Source organism: Pandoraea aquatica, assembly GCF_902459565.1.
In the GTDB taxonomy this organism is placed as follows: Bacteria; Pseudomonadota; Gammaproteobacteria; order Burkholderiales; family Burkholderiaceae; genus Pandoraea; species Pandoraea aquatica.
The window spans coordinates 778403-794614 of sequence record NZ_CABPSN010000002.1 but is presented as its reverse complement, the minus strand read 5'-3'; the positions used below and the strand labels follow the sequence as shown (position 1 = coordinate 794614).

Below are 16212 nucleotides of genomic sequence, written 5' to 3'. Positions count from 1 at the left end.
ACGGCTGCCATGGTGACGCGTCTATTGTTACGCCGGGTCCTTCAGGCCATTCCGCTGCTGCTTGGCGTAATCGTCATGAACTTCTGTCTGATTCAATCGGTGCCCGGTACGTTGCTCGACGTGATGACTGCCGAACAGCAAGTCACCGACCCCGCGCTCATCGAACGTCTGCGGGTGACGTATGGCATGGACAAGCCGCTGTGGCAGCAGTTGCTTCACTACATCAACTCGGTGGTGCACCTCGATCTCGGCTATTCCTACCGGCACAACATGCCCGTGTTCGACGTCATCATGGCGCACCTTCCCGCCACGCTCGTGCTGATGCTGGCGAGCCTGCTGATTGCGGTGATCGTGGGCGTGGCTGCTGGCGTGATCGCCGCCGTGAACGTGAACACGTGGCGCGACACGCTCGTCTCGGTCGCGGCCGTCGTGTGCTTCGCTGCGCCCAGTTTCTGGCTCGGGATCATGCTCATCATCCTGTTCTCCGTGAAGCTGGGATGGTTCCCCGTGGGCGGCATGACCACCATCGGGATGGACTACGGCACCGGTCTTGCCAGCGCCTGGCATGGCTCGCTGGACGTGCTTCACCACCTCACGCTGCCCGCGCTCACGCTCGGCCTGTTCTACGCCGCGACGTATGCACGCGTGATGCGGGCGTCGATGCTTGAGGTCGCGCGTCAGGATCACGTGCGCACCGCGCAGGCGAAAGGGCTCACGCGCAGCGCAGTGATTACCCGTCACATGGTGCGCAACGCCATGCTGCCGGTCGTCACGCTGCTCGGCCTGCAAATCGGCACCGTCCTCGGCGGGAGCATCGTTGTGGAAGCGGTCTTCAGTTGGCCGGGCATCGGCGGCGTGCTGTTCGACAGTGTGATGAGCCGCAACTATCCCGTCGTACTGGGACTGCTCGTACTCAGCTCCGCGCTGGTCATCGTCGCGAATATTGCCGTCGATCTCATCTACACGCGCCTCGATCCTCGTATCCGCACACACGCCTCGTGAGCTTTCGTCTCGCTTTACCGCAATGAACTGGTCTGCAACATGACGTCTTCCGCCGAATCCGCTCTTCCGACTCCTGACGCGCTCGATGCAAGCGCGCCCTCCTCCCTTGCCCGCCCGGCACGCCGGGGATCGCGCACGTGGCAGCAATTCGCCCGTCATGGCGGGGCCGTCGCCGGTGCGGCGCTGCTCACGCTGATCGTAATCGTCGCCGTATGCGCGGGCTGGTGGTATCCCGGAGACCCGCTGCGCATCGTCGCCACGCCCGAGATCTGGCCGTTGGAGCAATGGCAATACCCGCTCGGCACCGACGCGCTGGGACGTGACATCGCCGCCATGCTCGCGCACGGCGCACGCGCAACGCTGGCCATCGGTCTGGTCGCAAGCGTTGCCGCGACGGTCATCGGCGTATCGATCGGTGCCGTTGCCGCGTGGTGGGGCGGATGGATCGATGAAGTCCTGATGCGTTTCACCGAGCTGTTCCAGATCGTGCCGAACGTCGTGTTCGTACTGACGGTCGTCGCGATCCTCGGGCCGCGCATCGAGAACACGGTGATCGCCGTGGCGCTCGTGTCGTGGCCGGCGATTGCCCGGCTCACGCGCGCCGAATGTCTCTCGTTCAAGTCCCGGGAATTCGTACAGGCATGTCGAACGGTGGGCCTGTCGTCGTGGCGCATCGCGCTGCGCGAGGTGCTGCCGAACGCCCTGCCACCGGTGCTCGTGATGGGCACGCTGGTTGTCGCGGGGGCCATCCTCTACGAGTCGGTCGTGTCCTTCCTCGGGCTCGGCGATCCGAACATCGCTAGTTGGGGACGCCAGATCGGTGAAGGCCGCACGCTGATCCGCTCGTCCTGGTACCTGTGCGCCGAGCCAGGCATCGCCATCATGCTCGCCGTGCTCGCGCTCAACCTCGTGGGTGACGGTCTGAACGACGCGCTCAATCCGACGCTTCGCAAGCGCTGATCGCTGAAGTCATCCATCGAACACTCAAGCCCCCTTTTTGTTTCGCTAAACATCATGACGCACCGTTGGCATAACCTCGGCGACCTCGCCGACCGATCTCTCAGTCTCGACACGACGGCCATCGTCGACTTGCGCGACGGCAACCTTCCGCGTACCTACACGCACGCCGACATCGATCGTCTCGCGAGCGGTGTGGCGACGGCGCTGCGCGCGCGCGGCCTGCCGAGCGGTGCGCATGTCGCGATCGCATCGCTCAACCGTGCCGAGTATCTGATCGCCTACTTCGGGATCATGCGCGGGGGCTACGTCGCGGTGCCCATCAACATCAAGCAGTCGCGCGAGATCCTCGATTACGTGATCGACGATGCGGGCATCGCGCTGGCGTTCGTCGACGGCGCACGTCGCGACACCCTGAGTGCACGCGTGCCGGTCATCGACTTCGATGACAAGGGCGCCGATGGCTTCGCCGCACAGATTCGGCCTACGGACTTCGATGTCGTGCGTCCTGCTCACGACGACGTCGCGCAAATGCTCTACACCTCGGGCTCGACGGGCAAACCGAAGGGCGTGCCGCTCACGCACGCTGGTCAACTATGGGCGCTTGGCGCGACGTACGTCCAGCCAGTCCATCCGTCGACCGAGCGCTTCCTGCTCGCGCAGCCGCTGTTCCATATGAACGGGCTCTTCATGGCCAAACGCGCGTTCTCCGTGAACGGCACACTGGTGATCCTGCCGTCGTTCGATGTGTCGACCTATGTCGACGCGCTGGAGCGTTATCGCATCACCGTGCTGGCCGCCGTTCCAACGATGTTCGCGCGCCTTGTGAAAGATCCGCAGACGCTCGCCGGTCGCGACGTCTCGTCGCTCGCCCGCCTCATGCTCGGCTCCGCGCCGATGAGCACCGCCTTGCTCGCCCGCATTCAGGCCGCGTTTCCCACCACGCACATTCACCATGGTTACGGCACGACGGAAGCGGGGCCGAGCATCTTTGGCCCGCATCCGGACGGCATTCCCCTGCCGCCGCTTGCGCTCGGCTATCCGCTCTTCCCCGATACGGTGAAGCTCGTCGACGGTCCCGACGCCAACGAGGGCGTGCTGTGCATGCACAACCCGGCGGTCATGCGCGGGTATCACCGTCTGCCGGAGAAATCGGCGCAAGTGTTGCGTGACGGCTGGTACTACAGCGGCGACGTCATGCGACGCGATGCCAACGGCTTCTTCTACTTCGTCGGACGCGCCGACGACATGTTCGTCTGCGCGGGCGAGAACATCTATCCGGTGGAAGTCGAGAAAGTGCTCGAAGCGCACCCGGAAGTCCGTCAGGCGAGCGTCGTGCCGCTCCCCGACGAGGAGCGCGCCGCCGTGCCGGTCGCCTTCGTGGTGCGTCAGCCCGGCAGCGCCCTGAGCGTCGAAGCGCTCAGGCAGCACGCGCTAGCGAACGGCCCCGCTTATCAGCATCCGCGTCGTGTGGCGTTCGTCACCGAACTGCCGTGGGCGGGGACCAACAAGGTCGACCGTCATTCGCTGCTTCAGCAGGCGCGAGCCCTCGAAGCGACGCAAGGATGGAGCGATCAACGTCAGACTCCAGCCTCTCTTACCGGAACCCTCGCATCATGACCCAACTGTCCGACCTTCAGGACCCGATTCGTCTCGACGGCAAAGTCGCGCTCGTCACGGGGGCGAGCCGTGGCATCGGCCGCGCTATCGCCACCGCGCTGGCCGCACGCGGCGCGACGGTGGCGGTGCACTACAACGCTGCCTCTGCCGATGCCGACGCCCTCGTCTTCCAACTGCTGGCGAGCGGTGCCCGGGCGTTTGCGGTGCAAGCCGACCTGTCGTCTCCGGACGGCGCACGCGCACTGATCGAACGCTTCGTCGGCGCGCTCGCCGCGCATGATCTGCCGCCGCAGTTGGACATTCTCGTGAACAACGCCGGCGTGGGGCTCCGGGCGCGCATCGACGCCGTGACGCCGGAAGACTTCGACCGGGTGTTGCAAGTCAACCTCAAGTCGCCGTTCTTCCTGATTCAGCATGCGCTGAAGCATCTGAGGGACGGCGCACGCATCGTCAATGTCTCATCCATCGGCACACGTGCGGCGTATCCGGAAATGAGCGTCTATGCACCGGCCAAGGCCGGGCTCGAAGCGCTGACGCTGTCGCTGGCCGCCGATCTCGGGGCGCGAGGCATCACCGTCAACACCGTGTTGCCGGGCGCGACGGCGACCGACCTGAACCAGCGCGCGAGCGATCCCGTTGCCAGTCAGGACATCGCCCGCACAGTCGCCCTGGGGCGTGTGGGACAGCCCCGCGACATCGCGGACATCGTGGCGTTCCTCGCCAGCGACGCCGCCCGATGGATCACGGGGCAAGCCATCGATGCCAGCGGCGGTCAGCGTCTTTGACCGGCCACACCCCTCCTGCCCTGATGCCCTGACGCCCACTCCCTGGACCCACCCAATGACGACCCTGCTCGACGTCGAACATCTCACGCTCGATCTGCCGCCCAATGCCGATCGCGCGCATGCGCTTCATGACGTCTCGTTCTCGCTCGCGCGTGGCGAGATCCTGTGTATGGTCGGGGAAAGCGGCTCCGGCAAATCGATGACCGCCAGCACACTGCTCGGTCTGTTGCCGCCCGGCGTGCAGGTGAGTGCGGGACGCATTGCATGGGAAGGCGCAGGCAACCTGCTGACGCTGCCCGACGCCGAGCGCCGCCGCTGGCGCGGTTCGCGCATCGGCATGATCTTTCAGGAGCCGATGACCGCGCTCAATCCGCTGCGCACCATCGGCGATCAGATCGGCGAGGTGTACCGCACGCACACGCGCCTCACCGGCAGCGCGATTCGTGCCCGCACGCTGGAATGGCTCGACGCTGTACAGATTCCGTCGCCGAACGAAACGGCAAAGCGCTATCCGCACGAGTTGTCGGGCGGGCAGCGACAGCGCGCCATGATCGCGATGGCGCTCGCGCTGGAGCCCGAATTGCTGATCGCCGACGAACCGACAACGGCGCTCGACGTGACGACACAGGCGCAGATCCTCACGCTCATTCGCGACTTACAGCGGCGCAAAGGGACCGGTGTACTGTTCATCACGCACGACTTCGGCGTGGTGGCGGAAATCGCGGATCGCGTGGCTGTGATGCGTCATGGGGAGATCGTTGAACAGGGCGCAGCGCAGACGATCCTGACGCGGCCGTCGCACGAGTACACGCGCGCGCTGATCGCGGCGGTACCGTCATTACCCTCGGCAGCATCGGCAACATCGGCAACACCGAACACGTCGCGCGCGAGTGCGACGTTGCCGGTGTCCATCGATGCCACGCCGCCCGTGTTACGCATTGAGCAAGTTCAGAAGACGTACGCGAAACGTAGCTGGATCAACAAGAAGACGCACGCTCACACGGCGGCGTTGCGCGACGTCAGCCTGGATGTCGGCAGCGGCAAGACGCTAGGGATCGTCGGAGAAAGCGGCTCCGGCAAATCGACGCTCGCGCGCGCGATCCTTCGGCTGATGACGCCCGATGCCGGACGCATTCTCTATCGCGGCATCGACCTCGCCACCGGGACACTCGATGCACAGGCACGTCGCGACGCGCTCGACATTCAGATGGTATTTCAGGACCCGTTTAGCTCGTTGAACCCGCGTCGTCGCGTCGGAGACATCGTCACACAAGGACCGATTGCCCGAGGCGAATCACCGCGTGAGGCGCACGCGCATGCGCTCGAACTGTTCGAACTCGTCGGCCTGAGTGCCGACGCGCTCGACCGCTTTCCTCATGAGTTCTCCGGCGGACAACGTCAGCGCATCGGGCTCGCGCGGGCGCTCGCGATGCGTCCGAAGATTCTGGTCGCGGACGAGCCGGTATCGGCGCTCGACGTCTCCGTGCAGGCGCAGGTACTGCGGTTGCTCTCGCGATTGAAGGCCGAACTGGGTCTGTCGATGATTTTCATTACGCACGATCTGCGCATTGCCGCACAACTTTGCGACACGCTCGCCGTCATGAAATCGGGCAGCGTGGTCGAGTACGGCGATACGGCGGCGATCTTCCGTTCGCCCTCACACCCGTACACGCGTGCGCTGCTCGACGCAATTCCCGGGATTTCCGGGCGCAGTCGCGACCGCCTCAATGACGCACAGGCTGACGCACAAGCCCTCTCTGCCGCCTGACGAGCGGCCCCGCGGGCTCCGAGCTACTTGCGCAGATCGGCAATGGACAGATAGGGCAACCAGGTGCCCGACGCCGACAGGCTCGCGAACACGTGCGCCTTGGTCTGCTGGAGAAAGGTGTCGATGTGCTGCCGCGCGAGCGCTTCCGCGCGCGGCGCGTTGCCCGTCACGAGTGCGGCAATGATGCTCTCGTGATCGTGTTCGATACGTGGCCGGATGCCCTGCACTCCGAAGCCAAGCGAAACAAGACGTGCCATGTCGTCCATGAGACCGGCCAGCGTGCGGTAAAGACGTGCGTTACCGCTCGCAGCAGCAATCGTCAGATGAAATTTTCGGTTCGTGTGCAGGAACCATTCGATCTGATGGTCGATGGATTCATGTGCAAAAGGCACTTCGCACGCTTCGTTGAGGCGTTGCAGCAGTTCGGTGTCGACGTTGCCGCACGCCAGACGCGCGGCCATCGGTTCGAGTTGCCCGCGCAAGTTGAAAATTTCCTCGACGTCCGCCAGCGTGACGGGCGAGATCCGATACCCCTGTCGCGGGATGGCGCGCGCGAATCCCTCATGGACCAGCCGCACCAGCGCCACTCGGCAACTCGTACGCGCGATGTCGTAGCGACGCATCAGCTCCGCCTCGGTAATGATGGCGCCCGGCATGATGACGCACGTCAGCACATCGTGCCGGATACGTTCGTAGGCGTCGTCGCCGCGCGCAAGCGCAACGGTATCCTCGGTATCACGGGAGGCGGAAACCATGGTGTTCAGTACCCTCTTGCGGCGTCATAGACGAACGGCAACGGTGCGCCGCGAAGATGTGCGCCGAGCACGTCGGCCACCTGACGCGCCCTCGCTGCATAAGACACCGTCGATGCGATGTGCGGCGTGACGAGGACCTTCGGGTGGCCGCGCAGTGCGTCGTCCGGCGGCAACGGCTCGATGTCGAAGACGTCGACAACCGCCGAGCGCAGACGACCGCTGTCGAGCGCATCGAGCAGCGCCTGCCGGTCGAGATGCACCCCGCGTCCGACCTGAATCAGACTGGCCCCGGCCGGAAGTTGCGCAAACAGCTTGCGCCCGAGAATGCCCCGCGTGGCGTGGGTGTCGGGCAGCAAATTCACGAGAATGTCGGTCTCAGTGAGCAACGCGTCGAGCTGCGCTTCGCCCGCAAAGACGTTCACGTCCGACAGCAATCGCGGCGTCCTTGCCCAGCCGTTCACCTGAAAACCGTTCGCACGCAGACGCATTGCGACCGCACTTCCCAATTCGCCGAGTCCAAGCACACTCACACGCGTGTCGCGTGCGAGACGTCCGGTCAGATCGTTGGCCCAGCGTCCGTCGCGCTGCGCCGTGACGAGCGCCGGCATGTCCCGCACGATCGCCAGCGCGGCGAATGTCACGAAGTCGCTCATGCGCTCGCGCGTTTCCTCCGTCACCATGCGCACGATGGGTACGTCGGTCGGCAGGGCCGGATCGGCCAGAATGTGATCCACACCCGCGGCTGCACTCAGGATCAGCCGCAGTCGAGGGTAGTGGGCAAGGCGTCCGTGATCGGGCTGATAGACGAGCGCGTACTTGACGTTGCGTGCATCGACGAACGGATCGTCCCAGCCGTACACACGCAGGCCCGGCATCAACCGCGCGAAGTGGTGTTGCCATTCGGTCAGCGCGGCAGCGCCGCCCGACTTGATCAATAACGTGTCGCCTTGCATGACTTCGGGAAGGGTGCCCCGCGTCGGGAGATCGGACGCCGGGGCTTCAGGAGAGAGCGGCAGCTCATCCTACCGGGCGCGTCGCGCGCGACTAAGCATTTGTTATCGAATAGCTTATGACGGCCTGAGTGAAAAATATTTCTCGGATTTTCGAGGGTATCGTCCCGTCTGCCGAAACGCCCGACGCGCTGCGCAAACGTCCGCCCGGCGGGCATCATCACCATGCTGCGACGCAACAATTCGTTGAATTGTTTCTATATTCACAATAATGAATCCGTCATCCGGGCATTGTCTGTTCCCGCCGTCACCCGCTATAGTTGGCCCGCCCCCGCGACGCGAGAGGCTCGTTCCTTCGTATATGAAGTGTCATCGAGGCGAACGAGCGGATCTGCGTCATGTTGTAAACGTAGTTATCAATGCGATGCCCCCATCGTCAGTAGAAATGAGAGACACAGCTACCTCCAACGCCGGAATCGACAACAAGCCGCCTACCCCCGAAGAAGTCCGCAAGCGCGTGTTCGCGATTGTCGCGGCCTCGTCCGGGAATCTGGTCGAGTGGTTCGACTTTTACATCTATGCCTTCTGCGCGATCTACTTCGCGCCTGCGTTCTTCCCCAGTTCGGACCCGACCGCCCAGTTGCTCAACACAGCAGGCGTGTTCGCGGCCGGCTTCCTGATGCGCCCCATCGGCGGCTGGATCTTCGGCCGTATTGCCGACCGTAATGGCCGGAAGAACTCCATGGTCATCTCCGTGATGATGATGTGCCTGGGCTCGCTGCTGATCGCCGCGCTGCCGACGTACGCCAGCATCGGTAACTGGGCACCGGCGCTGCTGCTGTTCGCGCGTTTGCTGCAAGGCCTGTCGGTCGGTGGCGAATACGGCACGACGGCAACGTACATGAGTGAAGTGGCGCTCAAGGGCCGTCGCGGCTTCTTCTCGTCGTTCCAGTACGTGACGCTCATCGGCGGTCAGTTGCTCGCGGTGCTCGTGGTCGTGATTCTTCAGCAGTTGCTCAGCGAAGCCGAACTCAAGGCGTGGGGCTGGCGTATTCCGTTCGTGGTCGGTGCGATCACGGCGGTGGTGGCGCTGATGCTGCGTCGTACGCTGCACGAGACGTCGACGAGCGCGAGCCGTAACAACCGCGATGCGGGTTCGATCGCAGGGCTCTTCCGTCATCACAAGGCAGCGTTCTTCACCGTGCTGGGTTACACGGCCGGCGGTTCGCTGATCTTCTACACGTTCACCACCTACATGCAGAAGTATCTGGTGAACACGGCGGGTATGCCGATCAAGACGGCGAGCTACATCATGACCGCCTGCCTGTTCGTCTACATGTGCATGCAGCCGATCTTCGGCATGCTCTCGGACAAGATTGGCCGCCGTAACAACATGCTGCTGTTCGGTGCACTCGGCGCGATTGCCACGGTGCCGATCCTGACGGCGCTCAAGACGGTGCAAAGCCCCATCGCTGCGGGTGTGCTGATCTGCCTGGCGCTCGCCATCGTGAGCTTCTATACGTCGATCAGCGGCATCGTGAAGGCCGAGATGTTCCCGATCGAAGTGCGCGCGCTGGGTGTGGGTCTGGCCTACGCCGTCGCGAACGCGATCTTCGGCGGCTCGGCAGAGTATGTGGCGCTGGGTCTGAAGAAGGCCGGCATGGAGCCGACGTTCTACTGGTACGTCACCGGCATGATGGTGCTGGCATTCGTGGTGAGCTTGCGCCTGCCGCGTCAGGCGAAGTATCTGCATCACGAGCATTGATCGCGTGCTGATACCGCAGTAATACGAAGGAGGCGCAATATTGCGCCTCCTTTGCTTTCAGGCCAGCGCTTTGCGGAAGACCCGCAACGTCTTGAATTCTCCGACTTCCGTGAAGTCCGTGAATTCCGCCTTTTCGGCCCATGCCTGAATCACCAATCTGGCACGGCTGTACGCCGAAGATCCCTTATAGAAAAGCACGTGACCGCCGGGTGCGGTGTGGCGTGCGAAAAGATCGAGAACTTCTTCGTCCGTCTTTGCACCGTAGAGGCTATTCGCTTCGGTACGGAATTCGCACAGATGGAAGAGCGTGACGACATCGAAGACGGGCAGCAACTTCGTGTTGCTCGTGTAGATGTCGCCAAAGTACGCGAGATAGTTTTTGCTGATCTCGGGGCGACGCGTCACCAGATCGACATACGACTTGTACTCCTTGGGCGACGCAGTAATCCCGAACACCGTGTTGTCCAGCGACGGCCGGGCGCACTACTCGCCGACCACGTGATGACCTCCCGTGCCGAAGTGATAGATGCGCTTGCCGGTGAGCTTCATGGCCTCCAGCCAGTCCACGAAATGCACGTCGCAAGGGCACTCCTGCGTGCGCAAACCCCAGTACTGCTTCCAGACATTCATCATGCGTTTCGGCTCTCAGAAGGATCTCAAAAGGATGTCCGGCAAATGTTAGCCACGCACCGCGCCGTCGAGTGACGACAAGTGTTGAGATTTGTGCCGGTTTGTCCTGATGAAACAAATCACATCGATGAGCGCGAATCATCCCGCTTAAAATCGCTTGACCCTCACGTTGCGTGAGGCTTCAGCCTTGTCACACGCCAGAAGATCACGGGAGTTTCCATGCGGCTCAAAGTCGGTGAATTAGCCAAACGTAGCGGCCTGACGGTGCGCGCGCTTCACCACTACGACACGCTCGGCCTGCTCTCGCCTTCGGCACGCTCCGATGCCGGTTATCGACTCTATGACCTGAGCGACATCGCCCGTCTGCACGAGATTCAGGCGCTGCGTCGTTTCGGTATGTCGCTCGCCGACATCGGCCAATGGCTGGCAAGCCGGGATGCATCGAATAGCAGCAACGACACGCAAAGCGCCTACGATGGTCTGGAGGCGCTTATCGCACGGCAGATCGACATGCTCACGCATCAGATCGACGACGCGAGCCGCCTGCGCGAACGCCTTGTCCGACTGCAATCGCAGTTGGCATCGGGCGAAGCCCCGGAACTTGCCGAATGGTTGTCGACGCTGGAGCTGATGAACATGTACGACAAATACTTCTCGCAAGACGAACTCGCCCGCTTCCCGCTGTACCAGAACAAACAGGCGCACGGATCCGACTGGCCGGCCATCGTGGCCGAGGTGAGGGATCTGATAGCACGGGGGGAGCCCTCGACGGGAGAAACGGCGCAGGCAGTCGCTCGTCGCTGGATGGCCATGATCAAGCGCGATACGAACGCAGACGCGCGTCTGCTCGCCAAGCTCAATCTGATGCATCTGAGCGAGCCGTCGATGCAATCGCAGACGGGGATTACGGGCGATGTGATGCAGTACATCAAGGAAGCTTTCGGGCAGACCAAGCTGCGAATCTACCGAAAGTATCTCGACGACGCCGAATACCGCGTCCTCGCGGACAATTACCTCAACCACACCGACGAGTGGCCGGTCCTCATCGGCGCATTGCGTGACCAGCTGGAAGCCGGTGCACCGCCCGAAGCGCCTGAAGTGCAGACGCTCATCCGCCAATGGCTGACGTACTTCCGTTCATACGCGGGCGATAACCCCGCCACGCACATGAAGATCCGTGAGGCACATCGTCTCGAACCCGAACTGATGGAAGGGTCCTTCATCGACATGCCCCTGCTGGAGTATGTGAAGCAGGGTGTTGCGGTGGCGATGGGCGCGAGGTAAGCCTGACGCTCAGGCGTCTTCGCCCGCAGCAAGGCGAGCGCTCTGCCAGATAGCGTCGAGCACGTGGTGCGGCTGGTGGCGACGCCGGTAGAGCGCGATGTCGAAGCCGATCTGCCAGTCTTTCCCGCCAACGATGGCGAGCGTGCCACGCGCGACGTCGTCGGCCACCAGACGCTGCGGCAACCAGGCGATGCCTGCACCGCGTCGCGCCATGGCGAGAATCGCTTCGTACGAATCGGCCTGATAAACCGGCTTGAGCGTTGGACGGTTCGGCATCTCCGCGAGATGTCGGGCAAGCACCGCGCGCAGCGTCAGCGTGCGCGTGAATGCCAGCCATGGGATGGGCGACGGCCCGGCTGCGAGCCGATACTTCGCCCGCCCCTTCGCATCGAGCGCACTGACCGGCACCAGCACCTCACGCGCCACACTCAGCCAGTCGAAACGGTCCTGATCGATGAGCAGCCGCGTGTGTGCGCTGGAATAGACGATCAGCAGATCGACCTCACCGGCCGCGAGCCGGAGGATGGCCTCTTCTGCCCCGCCAGTGGACAGCGTTGCCGTGAAGAAGCCGATGCGCGAGACGGTTTCGTCGTACCAATCCGGGAAGAACGTCGCGGCCAGCGTGCGGCCGGTGGCGATCTTCAGGTTGTTTTCGAGCGTGGGGGCAGCGTCCTGCAACTGTGTGCGGGCGCTGTGAAGAATGTCGAGCGCGTTGGTGGCGGCGTCGAGAAACACGGTGCCGGCGGCGGTGAGTTCGAGCGGTTTGCTCCGCTCGACGAGACGCGTGCCCACCCATTCTTCGAGCGCGCGGATGCGTCGGCCGAATGCCGGATGCGTGACGAATCGGTTCTCCGCCGCCCGCGTGAAGCTGCGCGTGCGTGCCAGTTCGACGAAGTCTTCAAGCCATCGCAGTTGCATGCCGCCTCCTCACTCCCTCTTTAGTCGCGCTTCGCCACGCCTAGTCACGCCTGGTCACGCTTAGCCACACCCAGCCGCTTGCTTGCGGTCGACGGATAACGGTCGGCCGCTGCGCTCTCGTCCATACGGCCCGCTCAGGCCTTCGACAGCGACTTGAGCGCGTGCTTGATACCGTCCGACACGCTCGTGCCGTCGGGCACGGATTTGACTGCCGCGAGCGCTTCCTTGTCGGAGTAGCCCAGCGCGAGCAGTGCGTTGACGACGTCGCTCTTGTGGTCGTGCGGGGCGGCTGCACCAGCGACGGTACCGAGTTGCGCGCCGAGCTTGCCCTTGAGTTCGAGCAGCAGACGCTCGGCCGTCTTCTTGCCGATGCCCGGGATCTTCGTCAGACGTCCGGATTCCTGCAACGTGACCGCCTGCGCAATGTCGGCCACGCTCATGCCCGAGAGGATCGCGAGTGCGGTGCGTGCACCGACGCCCGAAATCTTGAGCAGTTCGCGGAAGGTGTTGCGCTCGTCAGGAGAGCCGAAACCGAAGAGCAGTTGCGCGTCTTCGCGCACGATGAACTGCGTGAGCAACGTCACGCGCTCACCGACGTTCGGCAGGTTGAAGAAAGTGCTCATCGGCACCGAGATTTCATAACCCACACCCTGGCAATCGACCAGGATGTGCGGCGGATTCTTTTCCAGCAGCGTGCCGGAGATGCGGCCAATCATTGACGCCCCGAGAGAGTGACTTCGACAGGCGGCAAGTTTAGCAAACCGTTCGGGTGGCTTTGGGGTTTGGAGTGCAGGTTTTCATCGATGCCGCGCGGGGCATGGGGAAGTTCGGATAAGTGCGCGGCGAAGCCCACCGTAAGCCTTTGATCGCAATGAGGTTTCGTTTCGACGGCTTCTTCTCGAGTGTCAGCGGGGTGCGGGAATCCTTGTAAGACTCGTGGTCCTGCTCTCACATTTGGAATCGCTGTGTTTCATCTTCAATCCCGCACGCCCCACCTGCTGCCCAATCCGGCAGTCTTCGCCGGACCCGATACCGCTCACTCGACGGAACAAAAAATGGCAAAACGGCTTGTCCTTTTTAACTACCCAGGCGACGTGAACAACACCACGTCGATTTACGAACTCGGATGGCTGATGGCGGAGAAGCATCGCGTCCTGCTGGTTGACGCAGATCCGACGTGCAATTTGACGAGTCTGATACTGCGTGACGGATTTGACGAGTACTACGCTAGCGAGAACACAGGTCGCCAAAACTTGAAGGATGCAACAAGTGCCGCATTCAAGCTGGACACGTTGCCCATAAAGCTCATCGAATGCCCATCCGTGCAACAGGCGCCGAACCTTCATCTGCTTCCAGGTCATCCCAATCTGGCCGAGTGGGACTTCTACCTCATGCTCGCACAAGATGCGGATGAGAAATATGGCTCGCTTAAAAGCACGCCCGGCGCTTTCAATAATCTAATCGCGTCGTGCGAGAGCAAGTACAACATCGACTTCACGCTAATCAACCTCGGCCCCGGGATCGGTGGGATCAATCAAAATCTCTTCATTCACAGCGATGTCTTCGTCGTGCCGACAATGCCATCACCGGGCTCCGTCAAAGCGCTCGAGCCACTCAAATATGTGACGGCGCGTTGGGTCCGATGGAAAAACGAATCGATCGAAACACTGGAAGACGCGGTTTACCCTTTGCGTCCCGGGACACCAAAGTTTGGCGGCATGCTGATTCAGCGATTCAGTTATAGGAACGGCCGGACGATGAGCCCCCATCGTCAGAATGCGGCGGATATTAAGTCAGCGATCTCGAATGACGTCTTCCCGCACCTGCTGAATCAGGACATGTGCTTCCTGCCGGATCAATACCCTGCCGCTATCCGAGACGATGGTTACTGCCTGCAGGAAATGGACGACTTCAGTGCACTTCGCAACAAGGCAATCGAGGTTGGCATCCCGGCCTTCGCACTTTCAGATGCTCACGCGGGAGAGATCGGGCCTTTATCGATGGAAGAAGTGCGACAGCGCGATCACCTTCGTGCGCAACTTGATCGTATAAACGCTGGACTCACTTCGCTTTTCAAACATGTTTGATTCACTACGTGCCTTCCGTTCCAACATGGACGACGTCGACGCGATGACCGTCATTCATGACTATTTGGCGGAGAACAAGCTTCGGGCGAGGAGTCTGGACGACGTGCTACGGTCGAAGGTTGTGTCGTCGGTTAGCGCGTTTGATCGACTTCTACACGACGTCATTCATACCGGCATGGTCGACATTTATGCAGGCCAACGCGCATCGACCCCAAAGTATCTTGGCGAGACGATTCCGATTGGCATCGTCGTCCGACTAAAGGTCGCTGGCGATTCGCCTAACGACAACGTCTTTTCCAGAACGATACAAAACAAGCTACGTGCCTTGTCCTTTCAGAGTCCCGATAAAGTTGCCGACGGGCTCAGCTACATCTGGGCTGAGAACCGGAAATGGCAGAAGATTGCTGCCGTGATGGGCGAAGACGAAACCTACGTCCGCGCGACATTGGAAACAATTGTGCGTAGACGAAACTCCATCGCCCACGAAGCCGATATGGACGCGGAATACAAGTTCAAACGATCCATCGATCTCCAGTTGACCACTGACTTTGCCCGCTTCATCAGAAAGCTAGGCGAAACAATCCATGGGTTAGTTCACTAATCGCATGCTGCCGCCTCGCCCGCGAGGCGGCCTCATCGTTAGCCATTCCCCTCAACCCCTTCCACCAAATCCCCCGTCGAGCGCTTTGCTGCCGAGCGCAGGCATTCAAGCGCTTCGACGACCGCCGCGCGGTTCGCACCATCATCCCGCCAGTACATCGAGACACCACCGAACCCGGCGAGACGTAAAGGCACAATGCGCAGCGCCCCGAGAGCCTGCAAGCGGCTCGCCGTGCGGTGCGACGCCAGACCGATCATGTCGCTGTTGTTGAGCAGTGTGAGATTGAGAATCGTCGAGTTCGATTCGACGGTGTCGTTCGGAAGCGAATACCCCGCTTCGGCCAGCGCCGACTCCAGCGCGTTGCGGATCGGTGTGCCGCGCGGCCAGACGACCCAGCGGTAACGCTGAATATCGGCCCAATCCACCGCCGGCAACGAGAACACCGGATGCCGCGTTCTTGCGACGAAGTGCAGCGGCTCCAGATACAGCGCCTCCGTGCGCACGTTCCGGTCTTGCAACTCAGGGGCCGAGCGTCCAACAACGATATCGATCTCGCTGTGGGCCAGCTGATTCATCAACCGGTCCATCGTGTTTTCGACGACGCGCGCCTGCACCCGGGGCATGCGTTGCAGCAGCAGCAATACCGCGAGCGGCACCGTATCCGCCGACGACGCCCCCGACGTCCCGATCGCCACCAACCCGCTCCCGCCTTCGCGCATGGCGTCGAGATCGTCTCGCGCCGTGTCGAGCTGCGCTTCGATGCGTCTCGCATGCTGAATCAGCGCCTCGCCGTACGACGTCGGCCGCAGTCCGCGCGCCTGACGCTCAAACAGCGGCAAGCCGATGTCGTCCTCCAGATCCTTGAGCCACTTCGACAACCCGGGCTGTGTCGTGTTGAGCAGCGCGGCGGACTGGCTCATGTTGCCCGTCTCCGCGAGGGTCAGCAGCATCTGCAAGTTGCGCAGACGCAGTCGTTGAGTCCAATCCATGCGCTGTCTCCCGGCACCTCGACGGTGCCGCCCAAATCACTCGACCCATACATTTTTTCGTATGGATCCGATGATTTTTTCATTTCAAAGAATATGTCTCG

16 protein-coding genes are annotated in these 16212 nt (G+C 62.2%); 9 read left to right on the top strand and 7 right to left on the bottom strand.

Annotation, left to right across the window (positions count from 1 at the left end; all coding sequences use genetic code 11):
* Positions 1-9 precede the first annotated feature (9 nt).
* Genes PAQ31011_RS09135 through PAQ31011_RS09115 form a run of 5 tightly spaced genes read left to right on the top strand, consistent with a single transcriptional unit; the run spans position 10 to position 6132 of the window.
* The gene (locus PAQ31011_RS09135; protein ID WP_150575497.1) at positions 10-1002 is read left to right on the top strand and encodes an ABC transporter permease; all 993 of its coding nucleotides are present in this window, start codon (positions 10-12) and stop codon (positions 1000-1002) included.
* Positions 1003-1041: 39 nt separating this feature from the next.
* A complete protein-coding gene (locus tag PAQ31011_RS09130) occupies positions 1042-1962 on the top strand; it encodes an ABC transporter permease (protein WP_150575496.1) in 921 nt (306 codons plus the stop codon).
* A gap of 54 nt (positions 1963-2016) precedes the next feature.
* Entirely contained in the window at positions 2017-3579 is a 1563-nt protein-coding gene (locus PAQ31011_RS09125; protein ID WP_150575495.1) for a class I adenylate-forming enzyme family protein, read from the top strand.
* 5 nt (positions 3580-3584) lie between these two features.
* The gene (locus PAQ31011_RS09120; RefSeq protein ID WP_425495098.1) at positions 3585-4364 is read left to right on the top strand and encodes an SDR family oxidoreductase; all 780 of its coding nucleotides are present in this window, start codon (positions 3585-3587) and stop codon (positions 4362-4364) included.
* Between the two features lie 55 nt (positions 4365-4419).
* Entirely contained in the window at positions 4420-6132 is a 1713-nt protein-coding gene (locus PAQ31011_RS09115) for an ABC transporter ATP-binding protein (protein WP_150575493.1), read from the top strand.
* A 23-nt stretch (positions 6133-6155) separates the two neighbouring features.
* Here PAQ31011_RS09115 and PAQ31011_RS09110 read toward each other — a convergent pair whose 3' ends face one another.
* Both PAQ31011_RS09110 and PAQ31011_RS09105 read right to left on the bottom strand, forming a co-directional pair.
* Positions 6156-6887 carry a GntR family transcriptional regulator gene (locus tag PAQ31011_RS09110; RefSeq protein WP_150575492.1) on the bottom strand — a complete coding sequence of 244 codons (732 nt, stop codon included), beginning with the start codon at positions 6885-6887 and terminating at the stop codon, positions 6156-6158.
* A gap of 5 nt (positions 6888-6892) precedes the next feature.
* Positions 6893-7840: a 2-hydroxyacid dehydrogenase gene (locus PAQ31011_RS09105; protein WP_150575491.1), complete on the bottom strand. Its 948-nt coding sequence runs from the start codon at positions 7838-7840 to the stop codon at positions 6893-6895.
* A 442-nt stretch (positions 7841-8282) separates the two neighbouring features.
* On the opposite strand from PAQ31011_RS09105, the gene PAQ31011_RS09100 reads away from it, so the two are divergent.
* Positions 8283-9602, top strand: coding sequence for an MFS family transporter (locus PAQ31011_RS09100; protein WP_039395759.1), 1320 nt, complete (start codon positions 8283-8285; stop codon positions 9600-9602).
* A 57-nt stretch (positions 9603-9659) separates the two neighbouring features.
* Here PAQ31011_RS09100 and PAQ31011_RS09095 read toward each other — a convergent pair whose 3' ends face one another.
* Positions 9660-10058, bottom strand: a complete 399-nt coding sequence (locus tag PAQ31011_RS09095) for a hypothetical protein (protein WP_246179451.1) — start codon at positions 10056-10058, stop codon at positions 9660-9662.
* A gap of 27 nt (positions 10059-10085) precedes the next feature.
* Positions 10086-10235: a hypothetical protein gene (locus tag PAQ31011_RS26725; protein WP_246179450.1), complete on the bottom strand. Its 150-nt coding sequence runs from the start codon at positions 10233-10235 to the stop codon at positions 10086-10088.
* A gap of 216 nt (positions 10236-10451) precedes the next feature.
* Between PAQ31011_RS26725 and PAQ31011_RS09090 the strand changes: the two genes are divergently transcribed.
* A complete protein-coding gene (locus PAQ31011_RS09090) occupies positions 10452-11516 on the top strand; it encodes a MerR family transcriptional regulator (RefSeq protein ID WP_150575490.1) in 1065 nt (354 codons plus the stop codon).
* Positions 11517-11525: 9 nt separating this feature from the next.
* Here the strand turns inward: PAQ31011_RS09090 and PAQ31011_RS09085 are convergent, their stop codons facing one another.
* Together PAQ31011_RS09085 and ruvA are read right to left on the bottom strand one after the other, a co-directional pair.
* Positions 11526-12434, bottom strand: a complete 909-nt coding sequence (locus PAQ31011_RS09085) for a LysR family transcriptional regulator (RefSeq protein WP_150575489.1) — start codon at positions 12432-12434, stop codon at positions 11526-11528.
* A gap of 134 nt (positions 12435-12568) precedes the next feature.
* Positions 12569-13150: a Holliday junction branch migration protein RuvA gene (gene ruvA, locus PAQ31011_RS09080; protein WP_150575488.1), complete on the bottom strand. Its 582-nt coding sequence runs from the start codon at positions 13148-13150 to the stop codon at positions 12569-12571.
* A 249-nt stretch (positions 13151-13399) separates the two neighbouring features.
* Here ruvA and PAQ31011_RS09075 point away from each other — a divergent pair, with 249 nt between their 5' ends.
* Together PAQ31011_RS09075 and PAQ31011_RS09070 are read left to right on the top strand one after the other, a co-directional pair.
* Positions 13400-14521, top strand: a complete 1122-nt coding sequence (locus PAQ31011_RS09075; RefSeq protein ID WP_150575487.1) for a ParA family protein — start codon at positions 13400-13402, stop codon at positions 14519-14521.
* A 25-nt stretch (positions 14522-14546) separates the two neighbouring features.
* Entirely contained in the window at positions 14547-15122 is a 576-nt protein-coding gene (locus PAQ31011_RS09070) for a HEPN domain-containing protein (protein ID WP_150575486.1), read from the top strand.
* 38 nt (positions 15123-15160) lie between these two features.
* On the opposite strand, the gene PAQ31011_RS09065 is transcribed toward PAQ31011_RS09070, so the two are convergent.
* The gene (locus PAQ31011_RS09065) at positions 15161-16111 is read right to left on the bottom strand and encodes a LysR family transcriptional regulator (protein WP_150575485.1); all 951 of its coding nucleotides are present in this window, start codon (positions 16109-16111) and stop codon (positions 15161-15163) included.
* Positions 16112-16212 lie beyond the last annotated feature (101 nt).

Excerpts from the sequence above, each read along its gene's own strand:
- PAQ31011_RS09135 (WP_150575497.1), top strand. The coding sequence starts at position 10 with ATGGTGACGCGTCTATTGTTACGCCGGGTCCTTCAGGCCATTCCGCTG.
- PAQ31011_RS09130 (WP_150575496.1), top strand. The coding sequence starts at position 1,042 with ATGACGTCTTCCGCCGAATCCGCTCTTCCGACTCCTGACGCGCTCGAT.
- PAQ31011_RS09125 (WP_150575495.1), top strand. The coding sequence starts at position 2,017 with ATGACGCACCGTTGGCATAACCTCGGCGACCTCGCCGACCGATCTCTC.
- PAQ31011_RS09115 (WP_150575493.1), top strand. The coding sequence starts at position 4,420 with ATGACGACCCTGCTCGACGTCGAACATCTCACGCTCGATCTGCCGCCC.
- PAQ31011_RS09110 (WP_150575492.1), bottom strand. The coding sequence starts at position 6,887 with ATGGTTTCCGCCTCCCGTGATACCGAGGATACCGTTGCGCTTGCGCGC.
- PAQ31011_RS09105 (WP_150575491.1), bottom strand. The coding sequence starts at position 7,840 with ATGCAAGGCGACACGTTATTGATCAAGTCGGGCGGCGCTGCCGCGCTG.
- PAQ31011_RS09100 (WP_039395759.1), top strand. The coding sequence starts at position 8,283 with ATGAGAGACACAGCTACCTCCAACGCCGGAATCGACAACAAGCCGCCT.
- PAQ31011_RS26725 (WP_246179450.1), bottom strand. The coding sequence starts at position 10,235 with ATGATGAATGTCTGGAAGCAGTACTGGGGTTTGCGCACGCAGGAGTGC.
- PAQ31011_RS09090 (WP_150575490.1), top strand. The coding sequence starts at position 10,452 with ATGCGGCTCAAAGTCGGTGAATTAGCCAAACGTAGCGGCCTGACGGTG.
- PAQ31011_RS09085 (WP_150575489.1), bottom strand. The coding sequence starts at position 12,434 with ATGCAACTGCGATGGCTTGAAGACTTCGTCGAACTGGCACGCACGCGC.
- ruvA (WP_150575488.1), bottom strand. The coding sequence starts at position 13,150 with ATGATTGGCCGCATCTCCGGCACGCTGCTGGAAAAGAATCCGCCGCAC.
- PAQ31011_RS09070 (WP_150575486.1), top strand. The coding sequence starts at position 14,547 with ATGGACGACGTCGACGCGATGACCGTCATTCATGACTATTTGGCGGAG.
- PAQ31011_RS09065 (WP_150575485.1), bottom strand. The coding sequence starts at position 16,111 with ATGGATTGGACTCAACGACTGCGTCTGCGCAACTTGCAGATGCTGCTG.